This window comes from Microbulbifer mixtoriginis (SeqCode), assembly GCF_052466695.1.
Genome location: NZ_CP174285.1, coordinates 77,172 through 89,667 on the forward strand (window position 1 = coordinate 77,172; position 12,496 = coordinate 89,667).

10 protein-coding genes and 1 pseudogene are annotated in these 12,496 nt (G+C 51.6%); all 11 read left to right on the top strand.

The annotated features are described in order from the left end of the window. Positions 1–31: 31 nt before the first annotated feature. The 11 genes and pseudogenes from tsf (at position 32) to lpxD (ending at position 12,444) form a co-directional block, all read left to right on the top strand. On the top strand, positions 32–895 hold the full coding sequence (gene tsf / locus ACJJI0_RS00315; protein WP_444884179.1) for a translation elongation factor Ts: 864 nt from the start codon (positions 32–34) through the stop codon (positions 893–895). A gap of 162 nt (positions 896–1,057) precedes the next feature. Next, entirely contained in the window at positions 1,058–1,795 is a 738-nt protein-coding gene (gene pyrH, locus ACJJI0_RS00320) for a UMP kinase (RefSeq protein WP_152452478.1), read from the top strand. Next, positions 1,792–2,349, top strand: coding sequence for a ribosome recycling factor (gene frr, locus ACJJI0_RS00325; RefSeq protein WP_252082666.1), 558 nt, complete (start codon positions 1,792–1,794; stop codon positions 2,347–2,349). Before pyrH ends, frr begins: the two co-directional genes overlap by 4 nt. Then, positions 2,349–3,104, top strand: coding sequence for a polyprenyl diphosphate synthase (uppS, locus tag ACJJI0_RS00330; protein WP_252082665.1), 756 nt, complete (start codon positions 2,349–2,351; stop codon positions 3,102–3,104). The genes frr and uppS overlap by 1 nt, the downstream gene beginning before the upstream one ends. Positions 3,105–3,231: 127 nt before the next feature. Then, positions 3,232–4,077, top strand: a complete 846-nt coding sequence (locus tag ACJJI0_RS00335; protein WP_252082663.1) for a phosphatidate cytidylyltransferase — start codon at positions 3,232–3,234, stop codon at positions 4,075–4,077. A gap of 108 nt (positions 4,078–4,185) precedes the next feature. Continuing rightward, positions 4,186–5,370, top strand: coding sequence for a 1-deoxy-D-xylulose-5-phosphate reductoisomerase (gene ispC, locus ACJJI0_RS00340; RefSeq protein WP_444884180.1), 1,185 nt, complete (start codon positions 4,186–4,188; stop codon positions 5,368–5,370). A 58-nt stretch (positions 5,371–5,428) separates the two neighbouring features. Continuing rightward, positions 5,429–6,784 (top strand): RIP metalloprotease RseP, encoded by a 1,356-nt coding sequence (rseP, locus tag ACJJI0_RS00345; RefSeq protein ID WP_444884181.1) that lies wholly within the window; start codon positions 5,429–5,431, stop codon positions 6,782–6,784. Positions 6,785–6,896: 112 nt separating this feature from the next. Next, positions 6,897–8,174: pseudogene (gene bamA, locus ACJJI0_RS00350) on the top strand (outer membrane protein assembly factor BamA); the annotation flags it as partial. A gap of 63 nt (positions 8,175–8,237) precedes the next feature. Then, complete coding sequence (gene bamA / locus ACJJI0_RS00355) at positions 8,238–10,790, top strand: outer membrane protein assembly factor BamA (RefSeq protein WP_252082656.1); 2,553 nt, start codon at positions 8,238–8,240, stop codon at positions 10,788–10,790. Between the two features lie 70 nt (positions 10,791–10,860). Then, a complete protein-coding gene (locus tag ACJJI0_RS00360; RefSeq protein WP_252082654.1) occupies positions 10,861–11,376 on the top strand; it encodes an OmpH/Skp family outer membrane protein in 516 nt (171 codons plus the stop codon). A 12-nt stretch (positions 11,377–11,388) separates the two neighbouring features. Beyond that, a complete protein-coding gene (lpxD, locus tag ACJJI0_RS00365; RefSeq protein ID WP_444884182.1) occupies positions 11,389–12,444 on the top strand; it encodes a UDP-3-O-(3-hydroxymyristoyl)glucosamine N-acyltransferase in 1,056 nt (351 codons plus the stop codon). Positions 12,445–12,496 lie beyond the last annotated feature (52 nt).

Below are 12,496 nucleotides of genomic sequence, written 5' to 3' on the forward strand. Positions count from 1 at the left end.
TTTTTAGTGACAGAACCCCGAGGAAAAAATCATGGCGATTACCGCGTCAATGGTAAAAGAACTGCGCGAGCGTACTGGCCTGCCGATGATGGAGTGTAAGAAAGCACTTACCGCAGCGGATGGCGATATCGAGAAAGCGATCGAAGACCTGCGCAAAGCCTCCGGCCTGAAGGCTGCTAAAAAAGCTGGCCGCACCGCTGCAGACGGCGTTGTCGCTGCAAAAATAGCCGAGGACGGCAGCTACGGTGTGTTGGTTGAAGTGAACTCTGAGACTGACTTCGTTGCCCGCGATGAAAACTTCCAGGCTTTTGTTGCCAAGGTGGTCGATAAGGCATTTGCTGAGCGTCAGCAGGACGTAGCCGCCCTGATGGAAGGTGATCTGGAAACTGCTCGCGAAGCACTGGTTCAGAAAATCGGTGAGAACATCGGTGTGCGTCGAATCCAGCTGGTTGAGGCTCCGGTTGTAGGTGCCTACGTACACTCCAATAATCGTATCGCCGCCCTGGTAGCTCTGAGCGCTGGTGAGGTTGAGCTGGCGAAAGACGTTGCTATGCACGTAACCGCGGTAAACCCCCAGGTGAATAAGCCTGAAGATATGCCTGCTGATGTTCTGGAAAAAGAGAAGGACATCATCAAGGCGCAGCCGGATATGGAAGGCAAACCCGCTGAGATCGTTGAGAAAATGATGGGGGGCCGTATCAAGAAGTTCCTGAAGGAGAACAGCTTGGTAGAGCAGCCTTTCGTTAAGAATCCTGACGTGAGTATTGGCAAGCTGGTTAAAGAAGCCGGCGCTGACGTAACTTCTTTCGTTCGTTTTGAAGTGGGCGAAGGTATCGAGAAAGAAGAGGTGGACTTCGCTGCAGAAGTAGCTGCACAGGTTAAGTCCTCTTCTTAATTGATAATAGTGGGTGCCCTGTGCGCTCACTCGCGGTGGGGTGCCTTCGCTGGAGCCTATGTGCTTACAGCGGGGCACCCCTCTGTGTAAATGACTGAAAGTGTTGTAATGTTCGGCGGCAATACTTGGCCACTAAACAGGTACATTTGAGAGGACCGAAGAATGCCCGGTATTAAAGACCGCAAATATAAAAGAATTCTGTTGAAACTCAGCGGCGAAGAGCTGATGGGTGATCAGGGTTTTGGTATCAGCCCTAAAGTGCTGGACAAAATGGCCCTGGAGATTGGCCAGCTGGTAGGTATCGGCGTTCAGGTTGGATTAGTTGTGGGCGGCGGCAACTTGTTTCGCGGCGCGGCCCTGAGTGCAGCCGGACTCGATCGCGTGACCGGCGATCATATGGGAATGCTGGCTACGGTAATGAATGCCTTGGCCCTGCGAGATGCACTGGAAAGGTCCAATATCTCCTCGCGGGTAATGTCCTCTATTCAGATGAGCGGAATTGTGGACCACTATGACCGCCGCGCGGCCATTCGCTACTTGGAGCGCGGTGAGGTACTGATTTTTGCCGCGGGTACCGGCAACCCATTTTTTACCACAGATTCTGCAGCCTGCCTGCGCGGTATTGAAATTGAGGCTGAGTTGGTGCTAAAAGCCACCAAGGTAGACGGTGTTTACTCGGCTGATCCGGTACTGGACCCTACCGCAACCCGCTATGACCAGCTGACTTATGACGAAGTGCTCGATAAAAAACTTGGCGTGATGGATTTGACTGCGATCTGTCTCTGCCGCGAGCACAATATGCCCGTTCGGGTGTTCCGTATGGATAAAACCGGTGCGCTGCTCAATATTGTCGTGGGCGGCGAGGAAGGCACGCTAATCGAAGAGGAAGTGAAATCGTGATTGAAGATATCAAAAAAGACGCTAAGACTCGCATGAGCAAGGCGCTCGACGCACTGGCCAATAATTTCAATAAAATTCGCACCGGCCGTGCGCATCCGAGTATTCTCGACGGTATTCATGTTTCCTATTACGGTTCAGATACTCCACTATCTCAGGTTGCCAATGTCACAGTTGAGGATGCGCGCACCTTATCGGTGACTCCTTGGGAGAAAAACCTGGTTCCAGACATCGAAAAGGCGATTATGAAATCGGATCTGGGCCTCAACCCAAGCACAGCGGGTGCGGTTATTCGTATACCGATGCCTATGCTGACCGAAGAGACTCGCAAGAACTTTATTCGTCAGGCTCGCGGTGAGGCTGAGACTGCGCGTGTGTCTATCCGAAATATTCGTCGCGATGCGCTTGCTGAGGTGAAATCTTTGGTCAAGGACAAGGAGATCTCCGAGGACGATGAGCGTCGTGCAGGTGATGATGTTCAGAAAATTACAGATCAGTTTGTAGCGGATGTCGATAAGGCGCTCGCAGCTAAAGAAAAAGATCTGATGGAAATTTAATGGGTAATAGTGGTACCAGCTTGAGCTCCCCGGTCCCCCGACATATCGCCATTATTATGGATGGTAATGGGCGCTGGGCCGCCCGCAGAGGGCTCTCGCCCTCGGCTGGGCACAAGGCTGGAGTTGAGCGCATACGCGATCTCCTGTCTGCGTGTAGGAGTCGCGGTGTAGAGGTGCTGACATTGTTCGCTTTTTCTAGCGAAAATTGGCAGCGCCCTCCTAAGGAAGTGGAGCTGCTAATGACGCTGTTTCACTCCTATCTGCGCAAAGAAGCTAGGCGTATGCGTGATGAAGGTGTGCGCCTGAGAGTGGTAGGGCGCAGGGATCGTTTTTCGCCTCGCTTGCAGCGCGCCATTGTGGAAGCGGAAGAGATTACCCGGGGCTGTACTCAGGGCGACCTGGTTATTGCTGCGGACTATGGCGGTCGCTGGGATATTGCCCAGGCGGCAAAGCAGCTTGCCGAAGAGGTGGTCAATGGCCAGCGGTCCCTCGACTCCATTGATGAGGATGCGGTTGAAAGCCATATACAGCTCGCGGATTTGCCATCGGTGGATCTATTGATAAGATCCAGTGGCGAGCAGCGTATAAGTAACTTTATTCTCTGGCAGGCCGCCTATAGCGAGTTATTTTTTACCGATACGCTCTGGCCGGATTTTGATGAAAGCGCCCTTGATGAGGCGATAAAAGCATTTCAACAGCGCGACCGGCGATTCGGTGGGCGCGCTGAAGGTGATGGCACGGCTGTGCAGGCCTGACAGGGATCGGGCCAAATGCGCGGCCATTTTTTTGTCCGCGAATAATTTTTAGGAATATTACACCGGGGCGTTCAGGCTTGCTGTGCGATAGTAGGCTGAGTGTAGGTCCAGATGAAAGGGGTTTTCGGTGCTTAAACAAAGAATAATTACTGCGCTGGTATTGCTGGTACTTTTCGCTGGAGTTTTGTTCCTGCTACCAATTCAATGGTACACACTGATTTTCGTTGCCGTGATTTTGCTCGGTGGTTGGGAGTGGGCCAATCTTTCCAACCTCAATCGCGCACTGCGTTTTGTCTTTCTCGCCGCACTGGGCGGAACCCTGGTATTCACCGCGGAATATGTTTTTTCCATGGATTTCGGATCCCCGGATATTGATCGGGCCCGTCAAATCCTGGCAGTAGCCTGCGGTTGGTGGGCGCTTGCTTTTCACTGGGTCCAGAGCTACCCCGCCAGTGCCTCGCTGTGGGGCAATCGTTGGGTACGTGGACTGATTGGGCTAGTGGTTCTGGTGCCCAGCTGGTTGTCGCTGGTGGTTTTGCGTGGGCTCGATCACGGGGCCTGGCTGGTATTGTATGTCGTCGCTATTGTTGTCGCTGCCGATGTGGGCGCTTATTTTGTCGGGCGCAAGTTCGGAAAGCGCAAGTTGGCCCGCGAAGTGAGTCCCGGCAAATCCTGGGAGGGTTTTTTTGGCGGTTTGGGAGCCTGCTTGATACTCGCACTGGTTACTTCCTACCTGTTTGATCTTCCTCTGAAAAATACTGTGCTGTTCTCTTTCGGTGTACTGGTAACTGCGCTTGCCTCAGTCATTGGCGACCTGCTGGAGAGTATGTTCAAGCGGCACCGGGGTATCAAAGACAGTAGTCATATTCTGCCAGGGCATGGCGGTGTTATGGATCGGCTGGATAGTCTCACTGCGGCTTTACCGGTTTTCACCATGGCGGCCCTCGCTAGTGAGCTGCCTAAGTACTTATAACGGGTACGCCACACTTCAATTTATATCCAGTGCTTGTGACCAGCGCCGCCATTGTCTGTCGGTGCTTTGGTCGAGGTACAAGAAGTTTCGTAGGTAAGTCGAGCACTTATGCAAAGGCAATCTCCACAAGTCGTCACTGTCCTAGGTTCTACGGGCTCTATTGGTGTAAGTACACTCGATGTGCTTGCCCGCCACCCCCAGCGCTATACCATCTATGCTCTGACAGCCCGCGAGCGTATTGCTGAGCTGGCCCAGCAGTGTCGTCAATATAACCCTCGCTTTGCGGTGGTGGCTGGTGAAGAGGGGGCCGATCAATTGCGCAGTATGCTGGGGGAGGGAGTTTCTACTGAAGTCCTTTGGGGTTTGGAAGGGCTATGCCAGGTTGCCTCTGCGAATGAAGTGGATGTGGTTATGGCAGCAATTGTCGGTGCAGCTGGGCTGCGTCCAACTTTAGCAGCAGTTGAAGCTGGGAAGAAAGTGTTGCTTGCGAATAAAGAGGCTCTGGTGATGGCCGGCCCAGTTTTCCTGCAAGCTTTGCGGGCAGGAGGTGCCCAATTACTGCCAATTGACAGCGAGCACAATGCCATTTTCCAGTGTCTGCCCCAGCCGTTTGGCAGCTTGGAGGGGGCGGGAGTGGAAAAAATCTTGCTAACCGGTTCCGGCGGCCCTTTCCGCACACGCCTAGCCGGTGATTTACATCGAGTGACCCCCGAGGAAGCTTGCGCACACCCCAATTGGTCGATGGGACGGAAAATTTCAGTAGATTCGGCCACCATGATGAATAAGGGGTTGGAGTTTATTGAGGCCTGTTATTTGTTCAGCGCCAGCCCAGAGCAAATAGAAGTGGTCGTGCACCCACAGAGTATTGTGCATTCCATGGTGCAATATCGGGATGGCTCCCTGTTGGCACAGATGGGTAATCCAGATATGCGCACCCCCATCGCTCACGCACTGGCCTTTCCCATCCGCATAGATGCTGGGGTTCCTGCACTCGACCTGATAGCGCAGGGCCGCCTGGATTTTGAAGCGCCAAATTATCAGCGATTCCCCTGCCTGCGTCTGGCACGCGAAGCTATGAATGCCGGCGGCAGTGCTCCCACGGTATTGAATGCGGCCAATGAGGTGGCTGTAGAGGCGTTTTTACAAGGACGGTTGGCATTTACTAGTATTGCTGCGGCTATAGAAAAAGTAATGAATAGCACTCCCACCGTTGAACTGACAGGGCTGGACGTAGTCGAAGCCATTGATCTCAATGCGCGGGAGCTGGCCCAACAAGCTGTTGGGGCCCTTTAATTTTGCTGCTGGGCATATAATGCCGGTGTTTGCGCATGAAAAGAGACTGTAACTGAGTATGGATCTGATTCAGACGGTAATCTGGGCCTTGGTAGCCCTCGGTATACTGGTTTCCTTCCACGAGTTTGGACACTTTCTCGTAGCACGGCTCTGTGGGGTCAAGGTGCTGCGCTTTTCTGTCGGCTTTGGCCGCCGCCTTTTCTCTCGCTATGACCGGCACGGCACTGAGTTTGCTATCTCAGCAATTCCCCTTGGTGGCTATGTAAAAATGCTAGATGAGCGGGAGGGGCCTGTCGCCGCTCACGAGCTGAATCAGGCATTTAACCGAAAGAGTGTTTGGGCGCGTATGGCGATTGCTGCAGCGGGTCCCGCAGCTAACTTCCTGTTGGCAATTGTACTGTTTTGGATTGTCTTTATGGGGGGCACGGCGGGTCCGGTGCCTGTCGTAGATTCCGTCAAGCCTGGAAGTATTGCTGAAGCTGCGGGATTGGAGTCCGGGCAGGAAATTATCGCGGTGGATGGCGAAGCTACACCCACTTGGCAAGCCCTCAACTGGCGCTTGGCTAACCGTTTGGGGGACAGTGGCTCTATAGAATTCTCAGTGCGCTACCCGGACTCTAACCTCGAATATCATATGGCGGCTGATATCGACCGTTGGCTCGCAGGCCAGGAAGTCCCTGACCCATTGGGGGAGATTGGCCTCGGTCTCTGGACGCCGCCCATTAGTATGACGTTGCATAAGGTTGTGGAGGGTAGCGCTGCTAGTGCAGCGGGGCTGCGTGCGGGCGATAAGATTGTGGCTACCGACGGGCGAATTTTTTCCGGTTGGGAAGAGTGGAGTCAGTATGTGCGCGCTCGTGCAGGCGAGCCCCTTCAGGTGGAAGTTGAACGACAGGGGCAACGGTTGACCCTGCCGGTTACGCCGGCGCAGGTGACGCTCGACAGTGGTGAGCGTGTCGGCCAGATCGGCGTACAGCCCGTCACCGAGCGCTGGCCCGAGGATCGCGTACGAGTTTTCCACTACGGTGTAGCTGGCGCTCTTTCTCAGGGGGTGCAAGAGACTTGGGACAAAACACTGTTCACTCTGAACAGCTTGAAGAAATTGATTTTTGGTCAACTTTCGACCAAAAACTTGAGTGGCCCCATCACCATTGCTAAAGTGGCGGGTACTTCCGCAGAGAGGGGGTGGCAGTCTTTCCTGTCGCTTTTAGCTCTGCTTAGTATCAGTCTCGGTGTACTCAATCTGTTACCCATTCCGGTACTCGATGGTGGTCACCTTCTCTACTACGGTATTGAGGCGGTCAAGGGTTCTCCTGTGTCTGAGAGAGTGCAGGTGATCGGTTTACAAGTAGGTATGGCCTTAGTGCTTTGTATTATGGGGTTGGCTCTTTATAACGATATTTTACGTTTGTAGCCTCCTGGAGTGCATTTTCCTATGGCGTTTGGAGTGAATAGATTTTTAGAGTGAGCATGGTGCCGGTTACCTTGGGAACCTCTGCTCTTATCAGAAGCGGTTCGGAATTAGTATGAAATATTGGCTGTTAGCGATATCCCTGGGCTTGGTGCTGCCTCTCAGCGCTTTAGCTCAGTCATTCGTTCTCAGCGATATTCGTGTAGAAGGTTTGCAGCGTGTTTCTGCAGGCACCGTTTTTTCAGCTCTTCCGGTGCGTGTTGGCGATGAAATTGAGCTTGCGGATATTCAGGGGGCGACCCGAGAACTGTTTCAAACCGGTTATTTTGAGGATATTCAGATCGGTCGTGAAAGTAGCGTTCTAGTTGTTAACGTGAGAGAGCGGCCAGCCATATCTAAGATAGATATATCAGGAAACAAGGCGATTGCCTCGGAAGATCTGCTAAAGGCGCTGAAGGATTACGGTCTGGCCGAGGGACAGATTTTAAAGCGCTCGACCCTCAAAGGGTTGACCCAGGAGTTTGAGCGCCAGTATGTGGCACAGGGGCGCTATGGCGCTAGCGTCCAAGCAGAAGTTAAAGAGTTACCACGCAATCAGGTTGAATTGAAGGTTATTGTCGAGGAAGGGACCGTTGCTGCGATTAAACATATCAACATCGTAGGGAATCGCGTCTTTTCAGATCAAGAGCTCGGAGAAATTTTTGAGCTTAAAACCACTGGCTGGCTCTCTTGGTTGCGCAGTGATGATAAGTACTCCCGTGAGAAGCTCACTGGTGACCTGGAGCGTCTTGAATCTTATTATCTCGATCGCGGATATCTCGACTTCCAGATCGACTCTACCCAAGTATCTCTTGGGCCGGACAAGAAGAGTGTTTTCATCACTGTTAACGTGATTGAGGGTGATGTTTACACTGTTAGTGAAGTAGAACTTGCTGGAGACCCAGTCGTTCCAGAGGAAGAAATTAAGCGCTTGCTGCTAGTGCGTGAAGGGCAGACGTTCTCCCAGGTCAGGATGACAACGACTTCAGACTATATTTCCAAGCGTTTGGGCAATAAGGGTTACGCTTTTGCCGAAGTAAACGGTATTCCAGAAGCCAATAAAGAAGAGAACACGGTAAAAATCACTTTCTTTATTGACCCTGGCAAGCGCACCTACGTTAGGCGTATTACTTTTCGTGGAAACACTCGCACGGCAGATGAAGTTTTGCGGCGAGAGTTGCGCCAAATGGAGTCCGCTTTAGCTTCTTCGGCTCTTATTGAGCAATCTAAAGTTCGCCTTGAGCGACTTGGTTACTTGAAGGTGGTGAAAGTTGAAACGGTCAAGGTACCCGGGAACTCAGAACGGGTTGATGTCGATTACAAGGTAGAGGGGCAACCCTCAGGTTCCGGGGGAGCTGGGCGCTGAATAAAGCGCTGTAACTCCTGGATTGCGAATAAAAACACTCGGAATTAGTAGATGAAAGATTTCCTCAAAGCGGCCTCCCTCGGCCTGATGTTGCCTTTAAGTGCAATAGCGCAGTCGTTCGTGGTCAATGATATTCGCGTGGAAGGATTGCAACGCGTCTCTGCCGGTACAGTCTTCTCTGCCCTTCCCGTGCGAGTGGGTGATGAAATTGAATCCGTGGAAATCCAGAGCGCTACCCGGGCACTGTTCCGCACCGGCTACTTTGAAGATATCCAAATCGGCCGTGAAAATGGTGTTCTGGTGGTCACTGTTCGCGAGCGTCCAGCAATTTCCAAGATTGAGATCAGCGGTAATAAGGCCATCGCCACCGAAGATTTGCTCAAGGGTATGAAGGATAACGGTTTATCCGAGGGGCAGATCTTTAAACGTGCAACTCTGGAGGGGCTCGCCCAGGAGCTTGAGCGCCAATATGTGGCACAGGGGCGCTATGGTGCAAGTGTTAAGACCGAAGTGAAAGAATTGCCACGCAACCAGGTCGAGCTGCGGGTTATCGTCGACGAGGGCTCGGTTGCGGCTATCAAGCACATCAATGTTGTGGGTAACGAGGCATTTTCCGACGAAGAATTGGCAGAAATTTTCGAGCTGCAGACCACAGGTTGGTTGTCCTGGCTGCGCAGCGATGACAAATATTCCCGTGAGAAACTCACTGGTGACCTGGAGCGCCTAGAGTCCTACTATCTCGACCGCGGCTATCTGGATTTTCAAATAGAATCCACTCAGGTTTCCCTGAGCCCAGACAAGCAGAGTGTTTTTATCACAGTCAATGTGAGAGAGGGGAATGTTTACACCGTCAGTGAGGTGGATCTCGCCGGCGACCCGGTGGTTTCGGAAGAGGAAATCAAGCGCTTACTGTTGGTGCGTGAAGGGCAGACTTTCTCCCAGATTCGGATGACCACCACGTCTGACTATATTACTAAGCGTCTGGGCAATGAAGGTTATACCTTTGCCGAGGTGAATGGCATTCCCGAACCCAATAAAGAAGAGAATACGGTAAAAATTACCTTCTTTATCAACCCGGGTAAGCGCGCCTATGTGCGCCGAATCAATTTCCGTGGTAACACCCGTACTGCCGATGAGGTGTTGCGCCGTGAAATGCGTCAGATGGAATCTGCCTCGGCCTCCTCCGCAAGAATTGAGCAATCCAAGGTGCGCCTGGAACGCCTCGGTTACTTTAAAGAGGTGGAAGTAGAAACTGCAGAGGTACCTGGTACTTCCGACCAGATCGATGTGGAATATACCGTAGAGGAGCAACCTTCAGGCTCTATTGGTGGCACTATCGGCTGGGCACAGAGTAGCGGTTTGGTACTCGGCGGTAATATCCAGGAAAATAACTGGCTGGGTACCGGCAAGCAGGTAGGTATAGGTTTAAACGTGTCTACCTACCAGACCGCACTGAACTTTTCCTATCTTGACCCTTACTTTACCCCTGACGGTGTGAGCCGCGGGTTTAACGTTTTTTATAGGGAAAATGACTACTCTGAGGTTAACCTGTCGGACTACAACACGACTAGTTATGGTGGTGGTGTTAGCTTTGGCTACCCGGTTTCAGAAATTTCCCGTGTGGGACTGAATGTTAATTTCAGTCATTTGGAGCTCTCGGCCTCGAGTGGTTCTGTACAGGAAATCCAATCCAGCCCATCTCTTTTGGATGACACCGCTCGTGAGGGGGTGACACTCATTGATGCCGAGACGATTGTTGCAGATCTCAATAATGACGTGGCCAATGATCTTGCAATGATGATTGATCAGAACCAGTTTAATACTTCGGCAGATGGTTTTATCGATCGTTACGGTGATGCGTTTAATAACTTGGCTTTGACAGCTTCTTATGCCCGCTCCACTTTGAACCGCGGTATATTGGCGACTCGCGGGGCATCCCAGAATTTCTCCGCAGAATTTACCGTGCCCGGCAGTGATCTTGAATACTACAAATTTATTTATACTGGTCAGTATTTCCGCCCCCTAACGAAGAGTTTGACGCTACGTCTGCGTACGCGCCTGGGTTACGGGGATGGCTACGGTGATCTCGATCAACTGCCTTTCTTTGAAAATTTCTATGCCGGTGGTTTTGGCTCCGTGCGCGGTTTCAAGCGTAATACACTGGGCCCCCGTTCCACTCCTGCAGAGTTTTATACTCAACTTCCTTGTGCAACCGATGGTGAAAGCATTACAAAAAACTGCTATCAGATAGATGAGAATGGGAACCTGGATATCCGTCAGAACGGTGATGCCGATCCATTTGGTGGAAACATCCTAGTCGAGGGTAGTGCCGAGGTTATTTTCCCGCTGCCGTTTATCAAAGATCAGCGCTCTCTGCAGTCTGCCTTCTTTGTTGATGCAGGTAACGTCTTTGATACTAGTTGTGATGAAACCCAGATCAACTGTTACGATGTGGACTTCGGTAAAATGAATGTTTCCGCGGGCATTGGCTTGACATGGGTTACCGGTTTTGGACCATTGACTTTCAGTTTGGCTAAAGCCTTGAAGGAAAACGAGGATGATGAGACGGAAGTGTTCCAGTTTACCCTGGGTAATAGCTTTTAACTTTATCGAATATAAATGGATTGAGTGCAGCTGCTGCGCATAAAAAATAAAACCAATTGGAGAGACTAAAGTGCTTAAGAATGTAAAGATTTTCGCAATCCTGCTGGCTGGTATAACCCTGTCTGGCGCCGCCATGGCGCAGACCAAGGTTGCGGTATTTAACCTGCAGGCTGCGATTATGAGCACCGATGTGGCCAAGACCAAGGTCAATTCATTGAAGACCAGTTCCGAGTACTCCAAGCTGCAAAGTAGTGCCGAGTCTATTCGTTCAGAACTACAAAAAATGGCAGAAGATGCGCAGAAAAATAGCGTTACCTGGTCCGATGAGCAGAAAACAGAATATCAACGTAAGATGAACTTCAAGCGTTCAGACTTTGAAACTACCGTTAAAAAACTGCGCGCAATGGAGGCCCAGGTGGGCCAGGAAATTCAAACTTCTCTGGGGCCCAAGGCTAAAACAGCGTTGGAAGCGATCATTAAAGAGCAAAACCTGGACTTAGTGTTGGATGCCTCTACCGCTTACTTTGCAAATCCTTCGGTCAATCTGACTGAGGCTGTCGTAAAGCGTATGAATGCTGATAAGTAATCGATAGTCTGTATGAGTGACAATTTGTCGTTAACCCAGCTTGCAAATGCTCTGGGTGCTGAGCTGCGTCTGGCCCCCGGGGTAGACGCAGAATATGTAATTTCTGGTCTTAGCACTTTGCAAGATGCTGGGCCCGAGCAGTTGACCTTCCTGGCAAACCCTAATTATCGCCGCTTCCTCAAGACCACGTCAGCGGGCGCTGTATTGGTGACTGCCGAGTTTGTTGAGGAGACACCTGTTAGCGCACTTTGTGTGGATAACCCTTACTTGGCTTTTGCCAGGGCGAGTGCTTTGTTCAATACGGCTCCAACGATTGAGGCGGGTATTCACCCGAGCGCTGTAGTTCATCCGGATGCAGAAGTGGCCTCTAGTGCCTCTATTGCAGCTGGTGCGGTGATAGAGGCGTTTGCGAAAATTGGGCCTCGGGCATCGGTTGGCGCCAACTGCTTTGTGGGAGAGGGCAGTACCCTTGGAGAAGGGAGCTGCCTTTATGCGGGTGCAATACTGCATCACGGTTGTCAGGTCGGGCGCGATGTTATCATCCACAGTCACGCGGTTATTGGTGCAGACGGCTTTGGTTTTGCGCTGCATCAGCGTGAATGGATTAAGATTTATCAGCTGGGTGGCGTGCAGGTTGGCGATGAGGTTGAGATAGGCGCCAATACTTGTGTGGATCGTGGGGCACTTGGTGACACTTTGATTGGTTGTGGTGTCAAGATCGACAATTTGGTCCAAATCGCGCACAATGTGCAGATTGGTGACTACTCAGCCATTGCTGCATGCACAGGAATTGCGGGCAGCGCAGTAATCGGTAAGCACTGTGCTTTGGGCGGCAGCTCCCGTATTGCCGGGCATGTAACCATTGCGGATGGCTGCCAAGTTACCGCTAATACTTTTGTGACCAAATCCATCGACAAACCGGGAATCTACTCCGGTGCTTTACCCTTTGCCGATAGTCAGTCCTGGCGTCGCAACGCGGTGCGCTTCGGGCAGTTGGATAAGGTGGCACGAAGGGTTAAAGATTTGGAGAAGCAACTTAAAGCCCTGTCCCTCGATCGGGATAAATAGCTCACAGCTGCTTTAAGAAAAACAATTTTGATTTGATGTTTTCGGGGCGTTT